The sequence below is a fragment of the Leisingera sp. ANG-M1 genome, assembly GCF_000813745.1.
Taxonomy (GTDB): Bacteria; Pseudomonadota; Alphaproteobacteria; order Rhodobacterales; family Rhodobacteraceae; genus Leisingera.
Genome location: NZ_JWLC01000025.1, coordinates 270032 through 294847, shown reverse-complemented (window position 1 = coordinate 294847; position 24816 = coordinate 270032). Strand labels below are relative to the sequence as shown.

The 24816-nt window shown below is 60.9% G+C and carries 20 protein-coding genes; 10 read left to right on the top strand and 10 right to left on the bottom strand.

What is annotated here, in order from left to right; translation table 11 throughout:
- Positions 1-66 precede the first annotated feature (66 nt).
- The 3 genes from RA19_RS20765 (at position 67) to RA19_RS20755 (ending at position 3550) form a co-directional block, all read left to right on the top strand.
- On the top strand, positions 67-1566 hold the full coding sequence (locus RA19_RS20765; RefSeq protein ID WP_039166393.1) for a CoA-acylating methylmalonate-semialdehyde dehydrogenase: 1500 nt from the start codon (positions 67-69) through the stop codon (positions 1564-1566).
- A gap of 204 nt (positions 1567-1770) precedes the next feature.
- Positions 1771-2805: a fatty acid desaturase gene (locus tag RA19_RS20760; RefSeq protein WP_039166391.1), complete on the top strand. Its 1035-nt coding sequence runs from the start codon at positions 1771-1773 to the stop codon at positions 2803-2805.
- 142 nt (positions 2806-2947) lie between these two features.
- Positions 2948-3550 (top strand): L,D-transpeptidase, encoded by a 603-nt coding sequence (locus RA19_RS20755; RefSeq protein WP_039166634.1) that lies wholly within the window; start codon positions 2948-2950, stop codon positions 3548-3550.
- An 83-nt stretch (positions 3551-3633) separates the two neighbouring features.
- Here the strand turns inward: RA19_RS20755 and RA19_RS20750 are convergent, their stop codons facing one another.
- The 3 genes from RA19_RS20750 to RA19_RS27045 form a co-directional block, all read right to left on the bottom strand.
- Entirely contained in the window at positions 3634-5331 is a 1698-nt protein-coding gene (locus RA19_RS20750; RefSeq protein ID WP_039166631.1) for an O-linked N-acetylglucosamine transferase, SPINDLY family protein, read from the bottom strand.
- Between the two features lie 247 nt (positions 5332-5578).
- A complete protein-coding gene (locus RA19_RS20745) occupies positions 5579-6934 on the bottom strand; it encodes an O-linked N-acetylglucosamine transferase, SPINDLY family protein (RefSeq protein ID WP_193748312.1) in 1356 nt (451 codons plus the stop codon).
- A 538-nt stretch (positions 6935-7472) separates the two neighbouring features.
- Positions 7473-7610, bottom strand: a complete 138-nt coding sequence (locus tag RA19_RS27045) for a hypothetical protein (RefSeq protein ID WP_193748311.1) — start codon at positions 7608-7610, stop codon at positions 7473-7475.
- A gap of 135 nt (positions 7611-7745) precedes the next feature.
- On the opposite strand from RA19_RS27045, the gene RA19_RS20740 reads away from it, so the two are divergent.
- The 5 genes from RA19_RS20740 (at position 7746) to RA19_RS20720 (ending at position 13069) form a co-directional block, all read left to right on the top strand.
- Positions 7746-8885: an acyl-CoA dehydrogenase family protein gene (locus tag RA19_RS20740; protein WP_039166389.1), complete on the top strand. Its 1140-nt coding sequence runs from the start codon at positions 7746-7748 to the stop codon at positions 8883-8885.
- A gap of 29 nt (positions 8886-8914) precedes the next feature.
- The gene (locus RA19_RS20735; RefSeq protein WP_039166386.1) at positions 8915-9961 is read left to right on the top strand and encodes an enoyl-CoA hydratase/isomerase family protein; all 1047 of its coding nucleotides are present in this window, start codon (positions 8915-8917) and stop codon (positions 9959-9961) included.
- On the top strand, positions 9958-10833 hold the full coding sequence (mmsB, locus tag RA19_RS20730) for a 3-hydroxyisobutyrate dehydrogenase (RefSeq protein WP_039166383.1): 876 nt from the start codon (positions 9958-9960) through the stop codon (positions 10831-10833). Before RA19_RS20735 ends, mmsB begins: the two co-directional genes overlap by 4 nt.
- A 216-nt stretch (positions 10834-11049) precedes the next feature.
- The gene (locus RA19_RS20725; protein WP_039166380.1) at positions 11050-12624 is read left to right on the top strand and encodes a Hint domain-containing protein; all 1575 of its coding nucleotides are present in this window, start codon (positions 11050-11052) and stop codon (positions 12622-12624) included.
- A gap of 97 nt (positions 12625-12721) precedes the next feature.
- Complete coding sequence (locus RA19_RS20720) at positions 12722-13069, top strand: hypothetical protein (protein WP_039166378.1); 348 nt, start codon at positions 12722-12724, stop codon at positions 13067-13069.
- A 17-nt stretch (positions 13070-13086) separates the two neighbouring features.
- On the opposite strand, the gene RA19_RS20715 is transcribed toward RA19_RS20720, so the two are convergent.
- On the bottom strand, positions 13087-13848 hold the full coding sequence (locus RA19_RS20715; RefSeq protein ID WP_039166375.1) for a helix-turn-helix domain-containing protein: 762 nt from the start codon (positions 13846-13848) through the stop codon (positions 13087-13089).
- Positions 13849-13970: 122 nt separating this feature from the next.
- Between RA19_RS20715 and RA19_RS20710 the strand changes: the two genes are divergently transcribed.
- Complete coding sequence (locus tag RA19_RS20710) at positions 13971-14405, top strand: hypothetical protein (protein WP_039166373.1); 435 nt, start codon at positions 13971-13973, stop codon at positions 14403-14405.
- A 124-nt stretch (positions 14406-14529) separates the two neighbouring features.
- On the opposite strand, the gene uvrA is transcribed toward RA19_RS20710, so the two are convergent.
- Both uvrA and RA19_RS20700 read right to left on the bottom strand, forming a co-directional pair.
- Complete coding sequence (gene uvrA / locus RA19_RS20705) at positions 14530-17388, bottom strand: excinuclease ABC subunit UvrA (RefSeq protein WP_039166371.1); 2859 nt, start codon at positions 17386-17388, stop codon at positions 14530-14532.
- 277 nt (positions 17389-17665) lie between these two features.
- Positions 17666-18835, bottom strand: a complete 1170-nt coding sequence (locus tag RA19_RS20700) for an MFS transporter (protein WP_039166369.1) — start codon at positions 18833-18835, stop codon at positions 17666-17668.
- A 131-nt stretch (positions 18836-18966) separates the two neighbouring features.
- On the opposite strand from RA19_RS20700, the gene RA19_RS25920 reads away from it, so the two are divergent.
- Positions 18967-19857, top strand: coding sequence for a sterol desaturase family protein (locus RA19_RS25920; RefSeq protein ID WP_052261956.1), 891 nt, complete (start codon positions 18967-18969; stop codon positions 19855-19857).
- A 23-nt stretch (positions 19858-19880) separates the two neighbouring features.
- Here RA19_RS25920 and lpdA read toward each other — a convergent pair whose 3' ends face one another.
- The 4 genes from lpdA to queA all read right to left on the bottom strand — a co-directional run bounded on the left by lpdA (position 19881) and on the right by queA (position 24786).
- Positions 19881-21275 carry a dihydrolipoyl dehydrogenase gene (lpdA, locus tag RA19_RS20690; RefSeq protein WP_039166367.1) on the bottom strand — a complete coding sequence of 465 codons (1395 nt, stop codon included), beginning with the start codon at positions 21273-21275 and terminating at the stop codon, positions 19881-19883.
- Positions 21276-21541: 266 nt separating this feature from the next.
- On the bottom strand, positions 21542-22120 hold the full coding sequence (locus RA19_RS20685) for a DUF924 family protein (protein WP_039166364.1): 579 nt from the start codon (positions 22118-22120) through the stop codon (positions 21542-21544).
- Positions 22121-22259: 139 nt separating this feature from the next.
- A complete protein-coding gene (locus RA19_RS20680) occupies positions 22260-23534 on the bottom strand; it encodes an MFS transporter (protein WP_039166625.1) in 1275 nt (424 codons plus the stop codon).
- A 166-nt stretch (positions 23535-23700) separates the two neighbouring features.
- Positions 23701-24786 (bottom strand): tRNA preQ1(34) S-adenosylmethionine ribosyltransferase-isomerase QueA, encoded by a 1086-nt coding sequence (queA, locus tag RA19_RS20675; protein WP_039166361.1) that lies wholly within the window; start codon positions 24784-24786, stop codon positions 23701-23703.
- Between the last annotated feature and the right edge of the window lie 30 nt (positions 24787-24816).

The following is a 24816-nucleotide window of genomic DNA, read 5'->3' as shown; positions in this document are numbered from 1 at the left end:
TCTTTCCTCTTTTCCGATGTTTTTTGCAAGCCTAGGATTATACCCAAAGGAAAACAGGAGGATCCGATGCAAGAACTCGGCCACTTTATCAACGGTAAGCTCTCTGCCGGCACTTCGGGCCGCTTTGACGACGTCTTCAATCCGGCCACCGGTGAAGTTCAGGCGAAACTGGCCATGGCCAGCGCCGATGAAACCACTGCGATCATCGAACAGGCGGCTGCGGCGCAGCCCGCATGGGCGGCAACCAACCCGCAGAAACGCGCCCGCGTGATGATGAAAATGGTCGCGCTGATGAACCGCGATATGGACAAGCTGGCTGAGGCCCTGTCCCGCGAGCACGGCAAAACCATCCCGGACGCCAAAGGCGACCTGCAGCGCGGCCTGGAAGTGATCGAATACTGCGTCGGCGCACCGCAGATGCTGAAGGGCGAATTCACCGACTCCGCGGGCCCCGGCATCGACATGTTCTCCATGCGCCAGGCGCTGGGTGTTGTCGGCTCCATCATGCCCTTCAACTTCCCCGCGATGATGCCGCTGTGGCACGTTGGCCCTGCCCTGGCCTGCGGCAACGCTGTGGTGCTGAAGCCGTCCGAGCGCGACCCCTCCGTGCCGCTGATGCTGGCCGAGCTGTTTGTCGAAGCCGGCCTGCCCGAAGGCGTGTTCCAGGTCGTCAATGGCGACAAGGAAGCGGTCGACACCATTCTGGACAGCGAAATCATTCAGGGCGTGTCCTTCGTGGGCTCCACCCCGATCGCCCAGTACATCTATTCCCGCGCCACCGCCAACGGCAAGCGCGCCCAGTGCTTCGGCGGCGCCAAGAACCACATGATCGTGATGCCCGATGCGGATCTGGATCAGGCAGCAGACGCGCTGGTCGGCGCAGGCTACGGCGCGGCAGGCGAACGCTGCATGGCGATTTCGGTTGCGGTTCCGGTGGGCGAGGAAACCGCGGACAAACTGATCGAAAAGCTGATCCCGCGCATCGAAAAGCTGAAAGTCGGCCCCTACACCGCAGGCGACGACGTCGACCTGGGCCCGGTGGTGACCGCCGCCGCCAAGGACCGTATCCTGGGCCTGATCCAGTCCGGTGTTGATCAGGGCGCCGAGCTGGTTGTCGACAACCGCGACTTCTCCCTGCAGGGCTATGAAGACGGCTTCTTTGTCGGCCCGCACCTGTTTGACCGTGTCACCACCGACATGGACATCTACAAGCAGGAAATCTTCGGCCCGGTTCTGTCCACTGTGCGCGCCGGCTCCTATGAGGAAGCGCTGAAACTGGCGATGGATCACGAGTACGGCAACGGCACCGCGATCTTCACCCGCGACGGCGATACTGCGCGTGATTTCGCAAGCCGCGTCAACATCGGCATGGTAGGCATCAACGTGCCGATCCCGGTGCCGCTCGCCTACCACACTTTCGGCGGCTGGAAAAAGTCGATGTTCGGCGATCTGAACCAGCACGGCCCGGACAGCTTCAAGTTCTACACCCGCACCAAGACCGTGACCTCCCGCTGGCCCTCGGGCATCAAGGAAGGCGGCGAGTTCAACTTTAAAGCAATGGACTAAGCTTTTGCTTTCAAACTGATTTGAAAGGCCCCGGATTGCCGGGGCCTTTTCTTTTTCACCCCCGGCTCCCTTTGATCCGGGGGTGCGGGCAAAAGAGTTTTTCCGGAAGTGATAGTAAATTAGCCGTTTTGCGGCAAAATTTCCCTTGCCCTGTGCGGCTGGTAGTCTATCCGGTCTGCAACACTCAAGAAGAACGGCAGGCGCATGAGCAGCACTCAACAGCCCAACCGGCCCGCAAAGGCCGCCAAGACAGCACGCGACTGGGTCAAGGTCCTGGCCCAATACCGGGAACCCAACCATCTGCGCAGCGCGTTCGAGCTTGCAGTGACGGTGGTTCCTTTCCTGCTGCTTTGGGCTTTGGCATGGTGGTCGCTCTCAATCAGCTACTGGCTTACTTTGGCACTGTCGGTTCCGATCGCTGCTTTCCTGCTGCGTCTGTTCACCATTCAGCATGACTGCGGGCATGGATCGTTCTTTACCAACCGCCACGTCAGCGATTGGGTCGGACGGATCATCGGGGTTCTGACACTCACGCCTTACGACGTCTGGCGCCGCACCCACTCGATCCATCACAGCACCCATGGCAACCTGGGCAAGCGCGGAATGGGCGACATCCACACCATGACAGTGGCCGAATACCGCGCCGAAAGCCGCTGGGGACAGCTGATGTACCGGCTGTACCGCCACCCAGTGACGCTGTTCGGTATTGGCCCCGGCTACCTGTTCTTTTTGCAAAACCGCATCCCTTACGGCCTGATGGACCAGTCCCGCTACTGGATCAGTGCAATGGGCACAAACGCGTCCATCCTCGTCGCCCTGGCGGCAATCTGGTACTTTGGCGGGCTGATGCCTATTCTGCTGATCTTCGTGCCTGCCACTTTGATCGCGGCAACCGCCGGCCTGTGGCTGTTCTATGTGCAGCACCAGTTTGAGACCACCCAGTGGGAGCAGGAAGAAGACTGGCAGCTGCATGACTCCGCGCTGCACGGCAGTTCGCATTACGTGTTGCCGCCAGTGCTGCAATGGCTCAGCGCCAATATCGGCATCCACCACGTTCACCACCTGTACAGCCGGATCCCTTTCTACCGGCTGCCGCAGGTGCTGCGCGACCACGCTGAGCTGGCTGAGGGAAACCGGATGACCATCCGCGAGAGCCTGGCCAATGCCCGCCTGCATCTGTGGGATGAAGACAGCAAACGGCTGCTATCCTTTGCTCAGGCGCGCGCGCTTTACAGCTGATCTCCCTCGCCCCGGCGGACTTCTGCCAGCGTTGCCAACACATCCTTGTGAGGCGCGGCATTTCGGCTATTCCTGCCCTATGAAATCCTGTGCGCTTGCTTATCTTGCTGCAGAGTTTTCGAGCAGCCCGGCAGAGGACAAGATGACCAAACTCCGCATGACCCGCCGCGCCGCCCTGACCGGGCTTAGCGCAACCTTGGCCACGCCCGCGCTTCTGCGCGCCCAGTCAACCGATGCTTTTCCGCAAAGCGAAGCGGCCATCCGCGAGCAGGTTCCCGTTCAGCGTAACATCTCTGCCTTTGCGCAACAGGACTGGCGCGCGCACTTCGATGAACTTGGCGCCGGATGCCTGCTGGCTGACATCAGTTCCCGCGCCTTGCACTATTGGGGCAGCGACGGCGAAACCTACCGGCTGTTCCCCTCATCGGTTCCAATGACAGAGGACCTGACCAAGCGCGGCTACACCAAGGTTGTTCGCAAACGCGAAAATCCCAGCTGGACCCCGACCGCCTCAATGCGTGAGCGCGACCCGACACTGCCCGTCCGCATGGAAGGCGGCGACCCCGGCAATCCGCTGGGGACAAGGGCGATGTACCTGGACTGGCCAGCCTATCTGGTCCACGGGACCCATGACACCCGCAAAATCGGCCGCCAAAGCTCGTCCGGTTGCATTGGCCTCTACAACCAGCATGTGGAAGAGCTTTACGAACTGGTGAAAATCGGTACCCAGGTGCGCCTGCTCTAACCTGCTGCAAGCTTACGGTTACCCAAGAAAAAAGAAAGGAGCACAGGCTGATCTGCGCTCCTTTTTTCTTTATGCGCGGCAGCTCAGGCGAGGCTGATGTGATCCGGCTGCAGTCCAGCGTTGTACCGCTCCAGCGTTTTTTCCATCAGCGTCTCGAAGTTGCGCGTGAAGGTTGCAGTGTCGAAAAGCGGGCCTGTGCTGATGCCTTGTTTCACACGCTTTTTGACATCCGCGAGATACTCCGGATCCCGGGCAAGTTTCAGCGCAAGCGATTGGTACTTTTCAAATGTCGGCGTAATCAGCTCCGGCACGCCCACATTGGTCAGCAGGCTTGCCGCAACCCGGGCCGCAAACTGCTTGCCCGCCTTGGTCACAACCGGAACCCCCGCCCAAAGCGCGTCGCTCGCGGTTGTATGCGCGTTCACATTGAACGTATCCAGGAAAATATCGGCAAGTTGCATCCGCGCCAGATGCTCCTCCTGGCCGGCATAGCCCGCAAATACAATCCGCTGCTTGCTAACTCCGCGGCTTTCAGCCTCCTTCAAGATGTTCACCTGTGTTTCGGGAAGCGGTGCATAGAACCACAGAACGCTGTCCGGAACCTGGGTAAGCAGCTTCATCCAAATGTCAAATTCCTGCGGCGACACCTTATACGGCGCGTTGAAGGAGCAGAAGACGACGGCGTCCTCCGGCAGCCCGGCACTGGCCCTGGTCGGCAAAGTTCCGGCCGGTTTACGCAGGTCATCGTTGGCCTGATAACACTCCGGCATGTAAAGGATTTTTTCAGTGTAATACTTCCGCAGCTTCGGCGGAATGGTGACCGTATCCGCTACCATGTAGTCCATGGTCTTGACGCCGGTGGTGCCGGGATAGCCCAGGTAAGACACCTGTACCGGCGCGAGTCGCTGGTCAAACAGGTTGAAGCGGCTGCCTTGGGTATAGCCTTTCAGGTCAACCGCGATATCCAGCCCGTCTTCGCGGGCGGCGGACACAATGCTCTCGTTGCTGTGGCCGGACACTTGGCGGTACACATCTGCGGCCCGCTCGGCCCGCTTGCGGCCCTCGTGCTCGTTCATGTCGCCATAGTCGTAGATATAGATTTCAAACCTGCCGCGGTCGTGCAGTTCGAGCTGGCGGCCGAACAGGTGCATGGTCGCATGATCGCGGTAGTCGCTGGAGAAATAGCCGATCCGGATCTTGCCGTTCTGGCCGCGCGGCGGCTGAGCCTGCAGGTCGTCCTCTTTCACACAAGATGCTTTAGCGGCCCGCAGGGAGAATTTCTTCTGCACGCCGGGATCGTCGGTCATTGTGAGGCAAGAGAACGGATCAACGTATTGCTTTGATTCCGAAAGGATTTTCAGACGTTTCTTGGTCTTTCCGAAGTCGCTCCAATCGCATCTGCGTTTCTTTAGGTGGTTCATCCGCGCAAAGGCAATCTGATTGTCCGCATCGAATTTGAGAGCCGCCTCAAAATAGTTGATCGCCTCTTCATCCTGCCCGACACGCATCAGGTAGCTGCCGATATGGCTCAAGCATTTTGAATTATGCGGTTCGATCTTCCACGCATTGATATGCGACAGAATAGCCTTTTCCGGCTGCCCCGTAACTTCATACAATTCACCCAGGGTCGAGTGTATCACCCTGCTGTTGCCGTCAAGCTCCAGCGCCTTGCACAGAAGGTAGATAGCATCTCCCAGCTTGCGCTCGCGGGATTTCTTCTTGGCCTGCAAAAACAGATCATGAGCTTGTTCCTCCGGGGTTCCGGCCGAAGAAGCAGTCAAACCGTGAAGAAGATCCAAGGTCAGGCTGGCGCGGTCTTGATTGGGGAGGGCGGCTGAAAATGCGGACTGTTCCGTTCCGGCAGCCGCAGGATTCCCGGATGCCAGGAAATACTGCGCGCTTGAATTTGACACTGTCTGAACTCCTTTTGGAATTTTCTTTGCAGGATTCACCTGCGATCGGCCTCGTTAAGCCGGAGTTTCACCGAAGTTTCTTAATTTTCCACTGACCCGCAGGCTGCACACCCTGTCAGCCTGCGATTTGGATGTGGTCGGCTGGCAGTCCCTGGCGGTGGCGCCGGACCGCGGCTTCCAGCCCTGTTTCCAGATGCCGTGCGTATTTTTCGTTATCAAACAAAGGACTGTCCGCAAGCCCCGAGACCAGACGCTGGCGGAAGCCGCTCAATTCCTCTGGATTGCGGGCCAGCCTCAGTGCTAGCGCCTCATATTCTTCCTCCGACCGGGTCACCAATTCGGGCAGCCCGGCGGCCGTCAGAATGCTGCCCGCAACCCGTGCGGCGAACTGCCGGCCAAGTTTGGTGACAACCGGGACCCCGGCAAACAAAGCATCACTCGCCGTTGTGTGGGCATTTACTGCGAAGGTATCCAGAAACAGGTCAGCCAGCTGATGACGGTCCATATGTGCAGGTCCTGGAACCCTGCGGGCAAAGATGATCCGCGCTGCGCTGACGCCGCGCTTTTCTGCTTCCAGTCTCAGATTGGCCTCCGCTTCCTTTTGTCCGGCGAAACACCACAGCACACTGCCCGGAACCTGTTTCAGCAGCCGCATCCAGATATCGAATTCCCGCGGCGAAATCTTGTAGGAGTTATTGAAGGAGCAGAACACAAACGCATCGTCCGGCAGGCCTGCCGCGGCCCGCAGCGGCGCAGCGGCTGGCCGGACCCGGCTGCTGTCATTGATTTGATAACAGTGCGGCATGTTCAGCGTTTTTTCAGAATAGGCGCTGCGCAGTTCCTCCGGTATCACCACCGGATCGGCCAGAATGTAATCCATGGCTGGCATCCCCACGGTCCCCGGGAACCCGAGGAAGGACACCTGAACCGGCGCGGCGCGGACTGCAAAGATCCCGGACCGCCCGCCCTGGGTATACCCCTTCAGATCAACTGCCACGTCGATCCGGTCATCTCGTGCCAGCATGGCAATCTCGCGGTCGCTCATGGCGGCGACATTGCGGTATTCGTCCGCTGTCTGCTTGGCCCTCTGGAACTGCGCGTCATCATGCCCGTGGCCATAGTCGTACAGCACCACGGTGAACCGCTCCCGGTCATGAAGCTCAAACAGCTGGCCGATCAGCACCATTGTCGCGTGATTGAAGAAGTCGCAGGAAAAGTAGCCGATCCTGATTTTGCTGCTGTCCGATTGCGCCTCGATCGGCTCTTCCGGATACAGCCTGTGATACTGGCGGGCGTAACGCTCAGCCGCCGCGCGCTGAAAGAAAGGGTCATCTGCCACCGGCAGCAGCGCAAATGGATCCACAGCCTCAGCCGAGTTGCGGAGCAGCTCGGTATCTTCGCTTAGCCTGGCAAAACGGCTCCAGTCAGCAAGATGAGCATCCGCGTGAAGCAGCCTGTCAAGCGCGAGCATGAATTCAGCATCACAGTCGAGAGCTTTTGCAAACAGTTCCCGCGCATCCGCAATACGGTGTACCCGCCAATACAGCTTACCGAGTGTCACATAGGGTTTAGGATTACCGGGCTCCAACGCGATTGCTGCATGTATTTGCTCGGCGGCCGCGCTTGATTTCCCCATGCGGTCCAAAACGGTCGCAAAGGCCATGCGCGCCGCGACATTGCCGGGCGCCAGCTCAACCGCTTTTGACAGCGCTTTGAAGGCCAAGTTGTTTTGTTTGAGAAAAAGACCCTTGTTTCCAGCAGTAACCAGGTTCTCAATCGCTGTATCAAAGGCTGCCTGCTTCCGGTGCCTTGGGGAACTGGAAGCTCCGCCCAGGTTTCCGGCCCGCAAGCCCAGCGGCAGCTGAAACCCGGGATGAGCTGCGCCTGCCCCCTTGGCTTGCGCCTCCCCGCTGGAGGCCGCATGGCTTGCGTTTGTGTGAGGATGGTGCTTTTCAGCTGCCATTTCGGGCTCCCTTCTGAGAGTTCAGTTGCCCCTCTCTTTGCACGGCTCAGTTGAGATTCCGTTTATGGCGTTCGCCATTTACGCATTGTTGGCGCACGCGCCGTCTCGTCAGCACCCGGAAGTGGCAGATGGAGGAACCGGCAAACGCAAAGGTTACAGAAATCAGCGCCGAGATACTGCTCATGCTAAGTTTCCCCGAGTGCAGCAGCACTGGCATCCCTGCACGGCGGCTTTGCATTTGCGCATCTTGCTTCCAAACCCCGCCACCGCTATTAAATTAACAACTGTTCAATTCATGAGCTTGCGGGAGGAGCTGCAAATGGATTTCGCACTGACCGAGGAACAGACAGCCATCTTCGACATGGCCCATGCATTTGGCCAGGAGAACATCGCACCGCATTCCCGCCAATGGGAAAAGGACGGCACGATCCCCAAATCCCTGTGGCCGCAGCTGGCTGAATTAGGGTTTGGCGGTCTCTATGTCTCGGAAGAATATGGCGGATCCGGCCTGTCGCGCCTGGATGCCACCCTAGTGTTCGAAGCGCTGGCGATGGCCGACCCGGCGGTTGGCTCCTTCCTGTCGATCCACAACATGTGCGGCGGCATGATCGACAAATTCGGCTCGGAAGAAACCAAGCAGAAATGGCTGCCAGACCTCTGCACCATGGAAAAGGTATTTTCCTACTGCCTGACCGAACCCGGCTCCGGCTCAGACGCGGCGGCTTTGAAAACCCGCGCAGACCGAAGCAACGATGGCTATGTTCTGAACGGCACCAAGGCCTTCATCTCCGGCGGTTCCTACTCCGACGCCTATGTCGTGATGTGCCGCACCGGCGAGGATGGCCCCAAGGGGATCTCTACCGTGGTGGTCGAAGACGGCGCCCAGGGGCTGTCCTTCGGCGCGCTGGAGGACAAGATGGGCTGGAAGGCGCAGCCGACGTCGCAGGTGCAATTCGACGACTGCCATATCCCGGCGGACAACCTTATCGGCGAGGAAGGCAAAGGGTTCTCCTATGCCATGGCGGGTCTTGACGGCGGCCGGCTGAACATTTCGGCCGGCGCGCTGGGCGGTGCCCAGGCGGCACTGGACCGGACCGTTCAATACATGTCTGAGCGCAAGGCCTTCGGCAAACCCATCAATCAGTTCCAGGCACTGCAGTTCCGGCTGGCGGAGTATGAGACCCGCCTTCAGGCCGCCCGCACCTTCCTGCGCCAAGCCGCGTGGAAACTCGATACCGGGGCTCATGACGCCACCAAATTCTGCGCCATGGCCAAGCTAATGGTCACCGACACTGCCTTTGACGTCGCCAACGGCTGCCTTCAGCTGCATGGCGGCTACGGCTATCTGGCCGATTACGGCGTCGAGAAGATCGTGCGCGACCTGCGGGTGCACCAGATCCTGGAAGGCACCAACGAGATCATGCGCCTGATCGTTTCGCGCCAGCTGATTGCGGAGTAACACGCGCCCAACCAAATGGAGCACCAAGGATGAGTGATATCCATATCCGCAAATCCGGCCAGGCCGGCCGCATCACCTTTACCCGGCCCAAAGCGCTCAATGCGATGAGCTATGGCATGTGCATGGCCATCGATGAAGCGTTGCGTGACTGGGCCGATGATGACAGCGTACAGCTTGTGGTGATCGACGCAGAGGGCGGCAAGGCCTTCTGCGCAGGCGGCGACATTGCCGAGCTCTATGACACCGGCACCAAGGGCGATTACTCCTATGGCCGCAGGTTCTGGCGCGACGAATACAGGGTGAACGCGCGGATCTTCGAGTACAAGAAACCTGTGGTCAGCTTCATGCAGGGGTTCACCATGGGCGGCGGCGTCGGCATCGGCTGCCATGGCACCCACCGGGTTGTCGGCGAAAGCAGCCAGATCGCAATGCCGGAGGTCGGCATCGGCCTGGTGCCGGACGTGGGCGGCTCCTTGATGCTGGCCCTGGCTCCGGACCACTTGGGGGAATACCTCGGCATGACTGCGGCGCGGATGGGCGCGGATGATGCGATCCTTGCAGGCTTTGCCGACTGCTTCATCCCCCAGGAAGACTGGCCGGCGCTGATTGCGGCGCTGGAGGAAACAGGAAGCGCCAAGCTGGTGGAAGACGCCGCCCAGCCCGCGCCGGAAGGCAAGCTGCGGGGTATGCGCACTGACACCGCCCGGCATTTCAGCAAGGACAGCCTCGAGGCCATCCTGGAAAGTCTTGAGGCTGAAGACAGCGCCTTTGCCGCCGGAACTCTGAAGTCCTTGAACCGCAATGCGCCGCTGTCGATGGCGTGCACCGCGGAGATGCTGCGCCGGCTGCGCGCTGAAGGCCCTGCGATCCGCCGGGCGTTGGACCTGGAATACCGCTATACGTTCCGCGCGATGGAAAAGAGCGACTTTCTGGAAGGCATCCGGGCGCAGATCATTGACAAGGACCGCAACCCGCAGTGGCAATACGCGGGCAAGGCCGTGCCTGCACAGGCGGTTGAGGATATGCTGGCACCGCTGGGTGCCGACGCGCTGACATTCGAGGAGGAACTCTCATGAAGATCGGATTTATCGGGCTTGGCAACATGGGCGGGCCGATGGCTGCCAACCTTGCCAAGGCTGGCCACGACGTCACCGGTTTCGACATGGCCGATGTCAGCATCGAGGGCGTCACCATCGCCGCCTCGGGCCCCGAGGCCGCAGCAGGCGCCGATGCCGTGATCACCATGCTGCCCAATGGCGCCATCCTGCGTCTTGTCGCAGCCGAAGTGCTGCCGGCGATGGCCAAGGGCGCCGCATTTATCGATTGCTCCACTGTCGATGTCGAATCTGCGCGCGCGGTGGCCGATCAGGCCGAAGCCGCAGGCCTGCTGTCCGTGGATGCCCCGGTTTCCGGCGGCATCGGCGGCGCTGCTGGCGGCACGCTGACCTTCATGGCTGGCGGTTCTGCCGAGGCTTTTGCCGCCGCTGAACCGCTGTTCGGCATCATGGGCCAGAAAGCCGTGCATTGCGGCGCAGCCGGCGCAGGCCAGGCCGCCAAGATCTGCAACAACATGATCCTGGGCGTCACCATGATTGCCACCTGCGAAGCCTTTGCACTGGCCGACAAACTGGGCCTCGACCGGCAGAAGATGTTCGACGTGGTCTCGACCTCCTCAGGCTACAGCTGGACGATGAATGCCTATTGCCCTGCCCCCGGCGTCGGCCCGCAATCGCCTGCCGACAACGACTACCAGCCCGGTTTCGCTGCCGAGCTGATGCTTAAGGATCTTGGCCTCAGCCAGCAGGCAGCCGAGAGCGCGGATGCCGACACGCCGATGGGCGAACTGGCCATGGCGCTTTACAAAACCTTCGTCGAGGACGAAGACGGCAATGGCATGGATTTTTCGGCCATGCTCCCCAGGTTTGAAAAGCGCAGCCGCGCAACCTGAGGTCCGTCTGCGGGTCTTTGGCGCGAAGCAATACAGCACAGTTTTCCAAGGCGGCCCCCAAAGGCCGCCTTTTTCACGGCAGAACGCCGCCAATTCCCCTAAAATTCTATTAAACACCCGGATTTCGGCACCAGCCCGCCACAGTTCCGTCCAAGTTCAGCACCATCCCGGTAAGCGACCGTAAATCTATACGCACCCGGAGGCAGGCTGCCCGACATGGCCACCGCAACGGAACTGAATATCAACACGTCCGCCACCGCCACCCAGATGGCGGAGGAGATCTTTGGCGACGGCGTGACCGTCACCAGCGCCAGCTACAGCGGCGACAACCTGTCCTCGGGTATCTATTCCGGCGCCGATACGACAACCCCCGGCGTCGCGCCGGCGGACTCGGGCGTCATCCTGTCCACCGGTTACGCCCGCGACTTCACCAACAGCGATGGTTCCACCAATACCAACGTCCGGGGCAACACCAGCACCAACACGAGCGGCGTCAATGATGATGCTGACTTCAATGCCCTCGCTGGTGCGCCGACACGTGACGCATCCTTTATGGAGATCGACTTCATCCCGGACGGCGACCTGCTGACCATCGACTTCGTGCTGTCGTCCGAGGAATACCCGGAGTTCGTCAACTCCCAGTTCAACGACGTCATCGGCGTCTGGGTCAACGGTGTCGAAGCACAGGTTTCCATCGGCGACGGCACAGCCTCGATCGGCAATATCAACGACGGCACCGAGAACATCTATGTCGACAACACCGGTGACCAGTTCAATACCGAGATGGACGGGTTCACCATCACCCTGACTTTTGTTGCGCCGGTGAACGCGGGCGAGGTCAACTCCTTGAAAATCGGCGTCGCCGACACTGCGGACAGTAACTATGACACCAACCTCCTGATTGCAGGCGGCTCGGTGCAGACGGCCGTTGTCGCCCAGGACGACCAGGAAGATATCGCCATCAACAAGACGCGGGTGATTGACGTTCTGGACAATGACAGCAGCGCCTCCGGCGGCACGCTGACCATCACCCATATCAATGACCAGGCAGTCACGGCCGGCGATACCGTCACATTGGTAACCGGCCAGGAGATCACCCTGAATGCAGACGGGACCCTGACCGTTGTCACCGATGGCGACCTTGAAACCGTCTACTTCAACTACACCGCTGACAACGGCCAGGGCAATTCCGACACCGGTCTTGTTGAAATCAACCAGACTGTGCCCTGCTTCCTGCGCGGCACGATGATCCGGGTGCCCGGCGGCGAGATCGCAGTCGAGGACCTGCGCCCGGGGATGCAGGTGCTGACCTACGACAACGGCCCGCAAGTGCTGCAATGGACCGGCAGCCGCCGCATCGCCTGTTCGCCGCAAACCGCCCCCATCCGCTTTGCCAAGGGAAGCTGCGGCAACTCCCGCGACCTGCTTGTCTCTCCGCAGCACCGGATGCTGGTGGCAGGCATGCACGCCCAGCTGCTGTTCGGCGAGGCGGAAGTGCTGGTTAAAGCCAAGGACATGGTCAACGACAAGACGGTCCGCCCGGCACTGGAGATGGAGGAGGCGGAATACGTCCACCTTCTGTTCGGCCGCCACCAGATCATCTGGGCCAATGGTGCTCTCAGCGAAAGCTATCAGCCGGGGCCTGAAACCGCAGCCGGATTTGATTCCGGAACCCTGGCCGAGATACAGGACCTGTTCCCGGAACTTTGCGCCGAAACCGGGCGCGGCTACGGAAATGCCGCGCGCCTGTCGCTGCGCAGCTATGAAGCGCGGGTTCTTGCCGCTGCGTGAACCGTGAACTGGCGGGCAGCCGCCGCCTTTTGGCCGCTCTCTTGGCTTTTGCCCGGCACCCGGTATGTCAGGGGCAGTCAAAAGAGGACGCCTGTAAATGGTACGCAGTTTTGCAGTTTCCGCCACAGTGATTGCCGCCGCCTTTGCGCTGGCAATTCCGCTGGCCGCCGGCAATGGCCATGGCAAAGCCAAAGGGTCTGGCTTTGGCTGCCCGCCTGGCCTTGCCAAGAAGTCTTCCCATTGCGTGCCGCCGGGACAGGCCAAGAAGTTTTACCGCCGCGGCGACCATATCGTTGAGGATTATGTCTGGATCGGCGAACCCGGCCGATGGGCCCCCGACCCCTTTGGCAGTTATGTTCAGGCGGGCGGCTATGTTTACCAGGTGAACCGGGAAACCCAGAAAGTGCTGCGCCTGATTGGCGCCATAGCCGATCTGGCAAACTGACAGGCCCGACGGATCTGTCACAAACCCGCCAAGGCGGCGCGGGTCTCCTCATCTGACGGAAACAGCATTTCGATCCTTAGTTCTGACATTGCCAGATCTCCTGTGCCGCCGAACTGGGTAATGGCCGAAAAGAACGACAGCACCTGCCCGCCCAGCCGGTAGCGCGCCGGGATCACCGCTGGTAGCGCGGCCTCTGGCACCGCGCCCTGGGCCGCCGCATTGGCCTGCAGCCGTGCCACTGCCCGCTCCAGCACCGGATCGGCGCCGAAATGCGCAAGCTCGGTGCGCAGCCGCGCCAGGCTGTGCCGTTCCACTTCTTCCAGATTGTCCAGCGCTGCGCGCAGCGCCGCATTATCCAAAAGCGCATCGATCAGGCTGCTGCCCTTGGTGATCCCGGCGGCGCCCAGCAACAGTTTCGCCGGCTGGTTCAACTCCAGCAGCTGCCAGTGCCGGTCGATCATCATCGCAGGATAGGGCGCGTGGCGCTGCAGCATCCGCTCCGCCGCCTGCCGGAGCGGCGCCAGATCCGCATCCTCCAGCGCCCGGGTTGCATAGGCCGGTGCCAGGCCGGCCGCTGTCAGCAGCTGATTGCGGGCCGCCCCCGGCAGCTGCAGCTCATCACAGAGCCGCAGAACCATGCCGCGGCTGGGATGAGAGCGGCCGCTCTCCAGAAACGACAGATGCCGGGCTGAGACCCCGGCCTCCAGTGCCAGCTGCATCTGGCTCATCCGCCGCAGCCCGCGCCATTTCTTCAAAACCGCGCCAAATGCTTCCGCCATGCTGTGCCTCCGTTTTTCGCAGCTTAGGCCGGTGCAGCCGGAAATTCACTTACCTCCCAGGTAATTGTTTTGCCTCCCAGCCCCGCCGCATCCTGCAGGCGTCACGACACAGGAGCTTTCCAATGACCCATACCGCCGCAATCCGCTTTCTCAAGACCGTCTCGATCCTCTCCGCCGCCTTCGGCCTTGCGATGGTGCTGGCACTGGCCACACCGCTGGGCGCGGCGCTTGGGCTGTTCATCGACCTCGCCTTCCTGCCCGTGGACGGTGCCCAGTCGCTCACCCCCGGGCCGGCCGCGCTGATGACCGCTATCAGCGGCGGGTTGATGTGCGGCTTCTGCGTCCTGATCTATCTGGTGGCAGAGCATGTCTACAGCACCGACCCAGCCCTTGGCCGCCGCCTTTTGATCCCGGCCCTTTTGGCCTGGTACACCCCAGACAGCCTCGGCTCCCTCGCCGCCGGTGCCTGGTTCAACGTGGTGATGAACACCGCTTTCCTAGCTCTGTTCCTTGTGCCGCTCATGCTGGCCCGCCCAGCGGCATCGCAACCCGAATGAAAAATGGGGGCGCCAACGCCCCCCCTGTTCGCCTGGCGAAAAATATCCCGGGGTGTATTGGCTGGAGGCCAAGAGGGGCAGCGCCCCTCTTTACATCAGGCCCGCGGGGCAGTGCCCTATTGTCCTATTCCGCCGCAACTTTCCGCGCCGCCAGAATGTCCTTCAAATAGCGCCCGGTGTGGCTGCGCGGCTCATCTGCAACCGTTTCCGGCGTGCCCGCCGCCACAATCTCGCCGCCGCCGTCGCCGCCCTCCGGCCCGATGTCGATGATCCAGTCGGCGGTTTTGACCACGTCCAGATTATGCTCGATCACCACCACCGAATTGCCCTGCTCCACCAGCTCATGCAGCACTTCCAGCAGCTTCTTCACGTCCTCGAAGTGCAGACCCGTGGTCGGCTCATCAAGAATATACAGCGTCCGCCCGGTCGAGCGCTTGGACAGCTCCTTGGACAGCTTCACCCGCTGCGCCTCGCCGCCCGAGAGCGTCGTCGCCTGCTGGCCGACCTTGATATAGCCCAGGCCCACCCGCATCAGCGCATCCATCTTGTCGCGGATCGACGGCACCGCGGCAAAGAACTGCTGCGCATCTTCCACAGTCATATCAAGCACATCGGCGATGCTCTTGCCTTTGAACTTGATCTCCAGCGTCTCGCGATTGTAGCGCGCGCCCTTGCAGGTCTCGCAGGTGACATAAACGTCCGGCAGGAAGTGCATCTCGATCTTGATGACACCATCGCCCTGGCAGGCCTCGCAGCGGCCGCCTTTAACGTTGAAAGAGAAGCGTCCCGGCTTGTAGCCCCGTGTCTTGGCCTCCGGCAGACCGGCAAACCAATCCCGGATCGGGGTGAACGCGCCGGTGTACGTCGCCGGATTCGACCGCGGTGTCCGCCCAATCGGGCGCTGGTCGATGTCGATCACCTTGTCCAGATGCTCCAGCCCTTTGATGCTCTCGCAGGGAGCGGGCGTCTGGCGCGCACCGTTCAGCCGCATCGAAGCGGTCTTGAACAGCGTCTCAATGGTCAGCGTCGACTTGCCGCCGCCGGACACGCCGGTCACGCAGACAAATTTGCCCAACGGGAACTCAGCCGTCACCTCTTTCAGGTTGTTGCCTGTGGCCTTGACCACCTTGATCTTCTTCTTGTTGCCCTTGCGCCGCTCGGCCGGCACTGCGATTTCCCGCGTGCCCGCCAGATACTGTCCGGTAATCGAGCCGGTATCCGACGCAATTGCTTGCGGCGTGCCGTGGCTCACCACTTCACCGCCATGCACACCGGCGCCGGGGCCGATGTCGAACACATAATCCGCCTGGCGGATCATGTCCTCGTCGTGTTCCACCACGATCACCGTATTGCCCTGGTCGCGCAGGTTCTTGAGGGTACCAATCAGACGGTCATTGTCACGCTGGTGGAGGCCAATCGACGGCTCGTCCAGCACATACAGAACCCCGGTCAGACCGGAGCCGATCTGGCTGGCCAGGCGGATCCGCTGGCTCTCGCCTCCAGACAGGGTTCCGGATGAACGGGACAGCGTAAGATATTCAAGACCCACGTTATTCAAGAAGCCGAGGCGCTCGCGGATCTCCTTCACGATGGCCCGCGCGATCTCCTGTTTCTGCTGGGTCAGATGGTTCGGCACATCCTCGATCCAGGCCAGAGCCTCGCGGATCGACAGCTGCACCACATGGCCGACGTGCTTGTCCGCAATCCGCACCGCCAGCGCCTCGTCCCGCAGCCGGTGGCCACGGCAAGTGCCGCAGGAGCGGTTGTTCTGGTAGCGCTCGAACTCCTCGCGGATCCAGTTTGAATCGGTCTCACGGTAGCGCCGCTCCATATTCGGAATCACGCCCTCAAACGTCCGCTCCACCTGGTAAACCCGTCCGCCCTCGTCATAGCGGAACAGGATTTCCTCCTCGCCGGAACCGTACAGGAACACCTGCTGCACCTTCTTGGGCAGATCCTTCCAGACGGTGTTCTTATCGAATTCATAGTGCCGCGCAATCGCTTCAATTGTTTGAAGAAAATACGGCGATTTGCCTTTGCGCCAGGGCGCCAGCGCACCATCGTAAACCTTCAAACTCTGATCCGGCACCACCAGGCGCTCGTCAAAAAACAGTTCAACCCCCAGGCCGTCGCAATCCGGGCAGGCGCCAAAAGGCGCGTTGAAGGAAAACAGCCGCGGCTCGATTTCGGGAATGGTGAAGCCGCTGACCGGGCAGGCAAAATTTTCAGAGAAGGTAATCCGCTCCGGATCGCCCTCGCGCGGGGCGGTTTCCAGAATGGCAATGCCGTCTGCCAGGTCCAGCGCAGTTCGAAGGGAATCCGCCAGCCGCGTCTCCATGCCTTCGCGCACCACCAGACGGTCGACTACGACGTCGATGTCATGGCGGTACTTCTTGTCGAGCGTGGGCGGCTCGTCCAGTTCGTAGAACTCGCCATCCACCTTTACCCGCTGGAAGCCCTGTTTGCGCAGCTCCAGGAATTCCTTTTTGTACTCGCCCTTGCGGTCCCGGACGATCGGCGCCAGCAAGTATCCGCGGGTGCCCTCTTCCATCTCCATGATCCGGTCGACCATGTCCTGCACCTGCTGCGCCTCGATCGGCAGCCCGGTGGCTGGCGAATACGGCGTGCCGGCACGGGCAAACAGCAAACGCAGATAGTCGTAAATCTCGGTCACCGTGCCAACGGTCGAACGCGGGTTCTTCGAGGTCGTCTTCTGCTCAATCGAGATCGCCGGGCTGAGGCTGCTGATATGGTCCACATCCGGCTTTTCCATCATATCAAGGAACTGACGCGCATAGGCCGACAGGCTTTCGACATAGCGGCGCTGGCCTTCGGCATAGATGGTGTCAAACGCAAGGCTGGACTTGCCCGAGCCGGACAGACCGGTGATCACCACCAGCTCATCGCGCGGAATATCCACGTCGATGCTCTTCAGGTTATGTTCGCGCGCACCGCGTACTTCGATGGATTTCAGTTCAGCCATTTTGCCCCCGTGCCCGCGCCCGCCAAATCAGCGGCAGACGCCCGCCCTACAGATAGGCAATGCCACCGGAAACGCCAAGCCCCAATTGGGAACATTCCAAGAACTTAAAGGGCTGCGCAGAAAGCTGCTGACAGTTTTCGTCATCCGCTTGCCAGCAATCCGGAAAACACGCGTTTTCCGGCCCGTATCACGCATGGAATCCGGCGCGCCGTGCGCGGCGCTATGCCCAACGGGAAGAAGCCGCCCGCAAGGGCGGGCTGATGACGGGCGGGAGCCCTTACGCGAGGGCGCGGCGCCGGACAGCAAGCAGCATGTGAACCGCTCCGCCGCACAAAAACAGGCCCAGCAGTACAGCCATCATGCCGCCATACCCTGCATAAGACAGAACCAGAACCATCAGCGGGGTGCCAACGGTATTACCAAGATTTCCGGTCTGCGCCATGGCACCGCTGGCCTGTGCCCGCTCCTCATCCTTGAGATTCAGCTGCGGCACTGCGGCAAACGACCCTCCCTGAACCAGCCCCATGGCGCCTGCCAGGGAAATACCCGCCAACGGGTCCCCGGGCACCGCCCACAGCCATAGAACAGCACCTGCACAGGCCAGGAAACCAAGCTGCGTCAGCCGGACCGCCGCCATATGCCTCAGCAGAACAACTCCCAGGCTCATGGATACAGCAATACTGGCCAGCGGCATTGCGCCCAGCACAAAGCCGCGCATGTCAGCAGCGATATATGGCGGGATCACAGTCAGGGTCGCAACAAAGCAGCAGGTGTAAAACAGCCAGCCCGCACCAGGCGCCGCGATCCAGGGAGAGCGGTAGATCGGCAGGTGCAAACCGGGCAGCGCAGCCAGCCGCGGCATCGTTGTGCGCTCCGGCACGGCCACATCCCGCAGCACCACGGCAAGCAACAGCGCCAACCCGCCCATCACAACAGCATGGGCGCCAAACAGCGGCAGCACGCCCCAGCGGTCCGCCAGCGGAATTCCGAACCAAGCCAGCAGGGTAAAGGCCACAGCAAAGAACGTGCTCCACAAGGTCATCGCCACACCGCGGCCCTTGCAGGCACTCAGCTGCGCAATCAGCACAGGTCCCGCCACGACCACGCCAAGATGCGACAGGCCTTCAATCAGCCGGGTGCCCAGGAACAGTGCAAAAGGCAGATGAAACGCCTGCAGCGCCGACATCGCCGCCCCCGCCCAAAGCGACCAGACCAAGGTGCGGCGGTATCCGAATGCCGACACATAGAGCCCCGCAGCAACGCCCAGCAGCACCCCCAAAGCACCAACAAGCGACACCGACAGGCTGATCCAGCTTCCTGCCGCCGGATACAGCTCGGGCATCCGTGCGAAGATCACGCTAATTTTGCCGTATTGAGCTGCAGCACCGAGACCCGCCGCCCACACGGCCAGCACCAGCCCCCAGCGCGTCCCCGCCCCGCTTGCCATGGCTCTTCCTTCTTTCTTTCAAAGCCTCACCGGGCCGACCTGCCGCAAATCCCGACTCTGCCCGGATTGCGTCCGACAATGGACACATTCCTGCTCTTTAAATGAACAGACGATCCAAGTCAGGGTGAAGAATGCTGTTCGAAACTGTTGATACGATTGCACGGGTGTTTAACAACAACCTGATCCTCAACGTCTTGCTTGTGCCGCTCTTGCTCTGCTGCTGCCTCTATTTCTTTTTCAAAAAGAAGAGCGAGTTCAGCTATCACGCCATTCAGAACTCTGCCGCGACGCTTCTGCTGGGCTGCCTCAACTACGGCACTGTCCTGCTGTGCTACGAAGAGATCAGCGGCTTTGTACAGGCCGGTTATGACCTGTTGCGCATCCCCTCTTTGCCGGCTGATTTCTGGGATGGATGGCCGTTCTGGCTTGTCTGCCTGATCGGCCTGGTCACCCGCGATTTTGCCGACTATTGGAACCACCGTATCATGCACACGCGGTGGGGCTGGCCGAGCCACGCCGCGCATCACTCCGACACCCATGTGAACGCCTTCACCACCTACAGGGTGCATTTTTTCGAAGCCGTGCTGATGTCGTCGAGCTATATTCTGCTGCTCAGCTGGCTGCAGATGCCCGAGGCGATCCCGGCCGTTGTCATGTTCGGTGCGCTGCACAATATGTATGTCCACATGGACCTGCCGTTCACCCATGGACCGTTCAAATTCCTGATCGCCTCACCGGTGTTTCACCGCTGGCATCACGCCGACACGCCTGAGGCCTACGGCAAAAACCTGGCCAATGTGATCCCTGCCTGGGACCTGATTTTCGGCACCTATCACTGCCCCGCACCCTGCACAGTCAAGATGGGCGCCGTGGACAGCGGCATCGAAGACAAGAATCCGGTCCGGATCTTCCTGTACCCGCTGCTGCAATGGTCCCGGATGATCCGGCGCCGGGTGAAACGCCTGGCAGAGAAAAGCCGGGCACCCCATGCAGGAGCACCCGGCCAGACAACCGCAAAGTAAACTGCCGGCTTTCAGGCAGTTATTTACATGTGGATGACGCGGTCGAAGGCATCCAGCACAGATTCATGCATCATCTCGCTGAGCGTCGGATGCGGGAAGACAGTGTTCATCAGGTCTTCCTCGGTGGTCTCCAGCTGGCGGCCCACCACATAACCCTGGATCATCTCCGTTACTTCCGCACCCACCATATGGGCGCCCAGCAGCTCGCCGGTCTTGGCGTCAAACACGGTCTTCACCATGCCCTCGGCCTCACCCAGTGCAATGGCCTTGCCATTGCCGATGAAGGGGAAGCGGCCGACTTTGACGTCGTAACCCAGCTCCTTGGCTTTGGCCTCGCTGTAGCCGACCGAGGCCACCTGCGGATGGCAGTAGGTGCAGCCGGCAATGCTTTCCGGTTTCACCGGGTGCGCGTGCTTGCCCGCGATCAGATCGGCCACCATGACGCCCTCGTGGCTGGCCTTATGCGCAAGCCAGGGCGCGCCGGCGATGTCGCCGATGGCATAGAGCCCCTCAACCCCGGTGCGGCAGAACTGATCGGTCACCACATGAGTGCGGTCGATTTTGACGCCAAGCGCTTCCAGCCCCAGCCCTTCGACATTGCCGACGATTCCCACAGCCGAGATCACGGTGTCGAACTCGTGCTTTTCCACCTTGCCGCCGGTTTCAATGTGGGCAGTCACTTTCCCCTTGCCGCGGTCCAGCTGCTTGACCATGGCCTTCTCCATGATCTTCATGCCCTGTTTGACAAAGGCCTTCTTGGCAAAGGCCGAAATCTCGGCATCTTCCACCGGCAGCACCCGGTCCATCACTTCCACGACGGTCGTGTCGGCACCCAGGGTGTTGTAGAAGCTGGCAAATTCGATACCGATTGCGCCGGAGCCGATGACCAGCAGCTTCTTCGGCATGCGGGGCGGCTGCAGCGCGTGTTTGTAGGTCCAGACCAGATCGCCGTCAGCCTCCAGCCCCGGCAGTTCGCGGGCCCGGGCGCCGGTGGCCAGGATGATGTTCTTGGCGGTCAGATCCTCGGTGCCTTTGGCGGTCTTCACCGAGACCTTGCCTTTGGCCGGGATGGCGGCTTCTCCCATCACCACGTCGATCTTGTTCTTCTTCATCAGATGGCCGATGCCCGAAGACAGCTGCTTGGCCACACCGCGCGAACGTTTCACCACCGCGTCAAGATCATAACCGATCTTCTCCGCCTTCAGCCCGAACTCAGCAGCGCGCTCCATCAGGTGGAATACTTCCGACGAGCGCAGCAGCGCCTTGGTCGGGATGCAGCCCCAGTTCAAGCAGATGCCGCCCAGGTGCTCACGCTCAACGACGCAAGTCTTCAGTCCCAATTGCGCTGCGCGGATGGCCGCGACATAGCCCCCCGGGCCAGCACCGATTACAATCACGTCATAGGATTTTGCGGCCATGGTGTCCCCTCGCCTAGAACAGGTTCCAAAAACTAGTTTACCGTTAAACTAGTTTTTTCTGCACTGCAATCACACTGTGCTGCGGCATAGCGGCCATGCAATTTCCGGCCATTTTTGCAACACCTGCCCGCACAGGCTAGGCCGGCGCCTTCCGGCTTTCCAGCCCAATTGACTGCTTTCCTGGCAAAAGTAACGGCCAAACCCTGCGCAAAAGAAAACGCCGCGCCCCTTTCGGGACACGGCGCCTGGCATCAAATTCAGTTGGGTCAGCCAGCCGCTTGCATCTGCCGCACGGTCTCGCCATAGCCGCCTGCCATCACGTAATCCAGCTCAGGACCTGTGCTGGCGCGGTGCAGCGCTTCGTTGCGGTAGGGGAAACGGCCGAACTGGCGGATCACCTCGCGGTGGGCACGGGCGTGCAGCAGGTTGCTAGTGCCGGTCTTGGGCATCCGCTCCATCATCAGGCGGATGCAGCGTTCCTGATCGCAGAGGTTTTCCGAATGCATCAGAGGCAGGTAGAAAAACTGCCGCGCCGGCTCGTCGATCTTCAGGTCCCATTTCTTGTTAATGGCAATCTTCGCCGCCGACAGCGCTGCCCGGTCCGAGGCAAAGGCCTTGCCCTCGCCGCGGAACATGTTGCGCGAGAACTGGTCCATCAGAATGATGTAGGCCAGCGTGCCGCTCGGGTAAGTGAGCCAGAAGGAGAACCTGCCTTCGCAAGCCGCCTCCCAGGTCGTTTGAAACTTATCACGGATCTGTTGATCCAGCGCGTTATCCTGCAGATACCATCCCTTCTCGCCGACTTCGTCGAGCCAGAATGCAAGTATCTCTTCGGGACCAGCCATCGGTCTGTAACTCCAAGTTTTTCCTGACCTTAACTTCAGGCCATTTTACATTGCGTTTACAAGTAAGCTTGGGTCACATTTTGCAACAGACAAGGGGGCTGTGTGAAATAATCCTCACAATTCCCGCTGGTTAGCGCAATCAGTTCTCCTCGCCGGCGGTTTCCTGCTCTTCCAGTTCGGTTTCGATGGCATATTCCTGGGCAAACTCCACCGCCACCGGCGTAGCGGTCGGCGTCATCACGGTGAAGCTGCCGGTCTCCTCGACCGGAACCGAGGCCCGCTGGGTCGAGCGGTAGGCGGCATAGGCGGCCATCACAAACATCAGCGCGGCGATGAAGACAAAGAAGCCCGGCGGGCCGAAGACCGCGTCCCCCATCAGCCAGCCGGTGATCAACGGCCCGGCAATGGCGCCCAGCCCGTTGATGAAAACCAGCCCGCCCGAGGCTGCCGCCATGTCGTCATGGTCCAGGTAGTCGTTGGTATAAGCGATCAGCAGCGAATAGAGCGGGTTCGACAGGCCGCCGATGAAGAAGGCCGCGACCAGCAGCATCTTGAAATCCGCGCCCAGCACAAAGCCCAGCACCGCGCCGCCGCCGCCCAGGGCGGCCACAAACAGGATCAGCACCCGGCGGTCCATCCGGTCCGAGATCCAGCCCAGCGGATACTGCAGCACCGTGGCGCCGACATAGAAGGTGGCAATGAAGATCGACAGCTGGGTGAGGCTCATGCCTGCGGCGGCGCCGTAAACCGCGCTCATCCCGAACTGGGCCGAGAACACGCCGCCCAGCAGGAACATGCCGACACAGCCCAGCGGCGAGATCTTCATCAGCTCCTTCAGGGTCATCGGCTTGGTGGTGTCAAAGGCCGGGGTCGGCGAGATCGACAGCAGAATCGGCCCGAAGGAGATCGAAACCAGTATCGAGGCGATGATAAAGGCCTCATAGCCGGCCGGGTCGCCGACCTGGATCAGCCCCTGGGCGGTGATGATGCCCAGCATCTGCACGATCATATACAGCGACAGCGCCTTGCCGCGGTTGGTGTTGTCGGCGGCGTTGTTCAGCCAGCTTTCCGCGGTCACATAAACGCCCGAGAAGCAGAAGCCGATGATGATGCGCCCCAGCCCCCAGGCCACGGTATTGGGCAGGATCGGATAGAGGATCATCACGGCGGAAATGAACGAGGCCAGTGCCGCAAACACCCGCACATGGCCGACCCGGCGGATCATCTCGGGCGCCAGCCGCGAGCCGCCCAGGAAACCGACAAAGTAGGCGGCCATCACCAGCGACATCTCGAAAGAGGAGAACCCCTCCAGGTCGCCCCGGACCCCCAGCATGGTGCCCTGCAGGCCGTTGCCTACCATCAGCAAGCAAACCCCCAATAGCAGCGCCCACGCGCTCGACAGCACCTGCAGCATTTCCATGCCTCCTTTGAAAGCAAAGCAGCCCTCCACGGGGGACGGGCTGCCTGCGCATTTAGATATTATTACCGGGCGCACGCTGCGCGGAGCGCCGGTATCGCTGATTCTGATTGCGGTTTCATGACCCTGATGCCGTATCAGAGCCCATCGCCGCGGCGCTTGTCTATGGATTCGCGCTGCTTTTCTCAGGTGTATCCGCCTTGGCGGGGATCAAAAGCGACGCGTCGCCATAAGAAAAGAACCGGTAGCCGCTGCCTACGGCATGTTCATAGATCCGGCGGATTTCCTCCTGCCCCATCAGCGCCGACACCAGCATCAAGAGGGTCGATTTCGGCAGGTGGAAATTGGTCATAAGCGCATCCGTGACCTGGAACTCGAAACCCGGGTAGATGAAGATGTCGGTATCGCCTTCCCAAGGGTGGATTTGCCCGTCCTTTGCGGCGCTTTCGATCAGCCTCAGCGCAGTGGTGCCAACCGGGACAACCCGGCCCCCCTTAGCCTTGGTGGCGGCAATGTCCGCGGCGGCCTGTTCGCTGACCCTGCCCCATTCGGCATGCATCCGGTGGGTGGTCACATCCTCGACCTTGACCGGCAGAAACGTGCCTGCCCCAACGTGCAGGGTGACATAGGAAATCTCCACCCCGCGCGCCTGCAGCGCCTCCAGCAGCGGCGCATCAAAATGCAGTGAAGCCGTCGGAGCTGCCACCGCACCGGTGTTTTTAGCCCAGACCGTCTGGTAATCCGTCTTGTCCTGTTCATCCGCCGCCCGTTTGGCGGCAATATAGGGCGGCAGCGGCATTGCTCCGGCCTCAGCCAACGCCGCGTCGAAACCGGTGCCGCTGAGGTTAAAGCGCAGATGCCCCTGACCGTCTTCGATCTCTTCCAGCCTGGCGCTCAGATCTTTGGAAAAGACAATCTCTTCCCCGGTCTTGATCTTCTTAAGAGGCTTCAGCAGAGCCGCCCAGCTGCCATCTGCACGCGGCTCCAGCAAGGTGGCCTCGATTTTCGCGGCCACCGGGCCTTGCGCGCTGTCACGGTGCCGCAGCCCGCTGAGCCGCGCCGGGATCACCTTGGTGTCGTTCAGCACCAGCCTGTCGCCGGGCTGCAGCCAATCCACCAGATCGGTCACCTGCCCATCATGCAATAGCCCTTCAAACGCCACCAGCAGCCGGGCCGCGCTGCGCGGGCTGGCAGGCCGGGTGGCAATCAGAGTGTCGGGCAGGTCGAAGTCAAAGTCGCTGAGTTTCATGGCGTGCGCTATAGGATGTGCTGCAGGGAA

Bases quoted from the DNA above. Each gene is read 5' to 3' on its own strand.
- mmsB (WP_039166383.1), top strand. From the start codon at position 9,958: ATGAAGATCGGATTTATCGGGCTTGGCAACATGGGCGGGCCGATGGCT.
- RA19_RS20720 (WP_039166378.1), top strand. From the start codon at position 12,722: ATGGTACGCAGTTTTGCAGTTTCCGCCACAGTGATTGCCGCCGCCTTT.
- RA19_RS20755 (WP_039166634.1), top strand. From the start codon at position 2,948: ATGACCAAACTCCGCATGACCCGCCGCGCCGCCCTGACCGGGCTTAGC.
- RA19_RS20725 (WP_039166380.1), top strand. From the start codon at position 11,050: ATGGCCACCGCAACGGAACTGAATATCAACACGTCCGCCACCGCCACC.
- RA19_RS20735 (WP_039166386.1), top strand. From the start codon at position 8,915: ATGAGTGATATCCATATCCGCAAATCCGGCCAGGCCGGCCGCATCACC.
- RA19_RS20700 (WP_039166369.1), bottom strand. From the start codon at position 18,835: ATGGCAAGCGGGGCGGGGACGCGCTGGGGGCTGGTGCTGGCCGTGTGG.
- RA19_RS20680 (WP_039166625.1), bottom strand. From the start codon at position 23,534: ATGCTGCAGGTGCTGTCGAGCGCGTGGGCGCTGCTATTGGGGGTTTGC.
- RA19_RS20740 (WP_039166389.1), top strand. From the start codon at position 7,746: ATGGATTTCGCACTGACCGAGGAACAGACAGCCATCTTCGACATGGCC.
- RA19_RS20760 (WP_039166391.1), top strand. From the start codon at position 1,771: ATGAGCAGCACTCAACAGCCCAACCGGCCCGCAAAGGCCGCCAAGACA.
- RA19_RS20765 (WP_039166393.1), top strand. From the start codon at position 67: ATGCAAGAACTCGGCCACTTTATCAACGGTAAGCTCTCTGCCGGCACT.
- queA (WP_039166361.1), bottom strand. From the start codon at position 24,786: ATGAAACTCAGCGACTTTGACTTCGACCTGCCCGACACTCTGATTGCC.
- RA19_RS27045 (WP_193748311.1), bottom strand. From the start codon at position 7,610: ATGAGCAGTATCTCGGCGCTGATTTCTGTAACCTTTGCGTTTGCCGGT.
- RA19_RS20715 (WP_039166375.1), bottom strand. From the start codon at position 13,848: ATGGCGGAAGCATTTGGCGCGGTTTTGAAGAAATGGCGCGGGCTGCGG.
- lpdA (WP_039166367.1), bottom strand. From the start codon at position 21,275: ATGGCCGCAAAATCCTATGACGTGATTGTAATCGGTGCTGGCCCGGGG.
- RA19_RS25920 (WP_052261956.1), top strand. From the start codon at position 18,967: ATGCTGTTCGAAACTGTTGATACGATTGCACGGGTGTTTAACAACAAC.
- uvrA (WP_039166371.1), bottom strand. From the start codon at position 17,388: ATGGCTGAACTGAAATCCATCGAAGTACGCGGTGCGCGCGAACATAAC.
- RA19_RS20745 (WP_193748312.1), bottom strand. From the start codon at position 6,934: ATGCTCGCGCTTGACAGGCTGCTTCACGCGGATGCTCATCTTGCTGAC.
- RA19_RS20710 (WP_039166373.1), top strand. From the start codon at position 13,971: ATGACCCATACCGCCGCAATCCGCTTTCTCAAGACCGTCTCGATCCTC.
- RA19_RS20685 (WP_039166364.1), bottom strand. From the start codon at position 22,120: ATGGCTGGTCCCGAAGAGATACTTGCATTCTGGCTCGACGAAGTCGGC.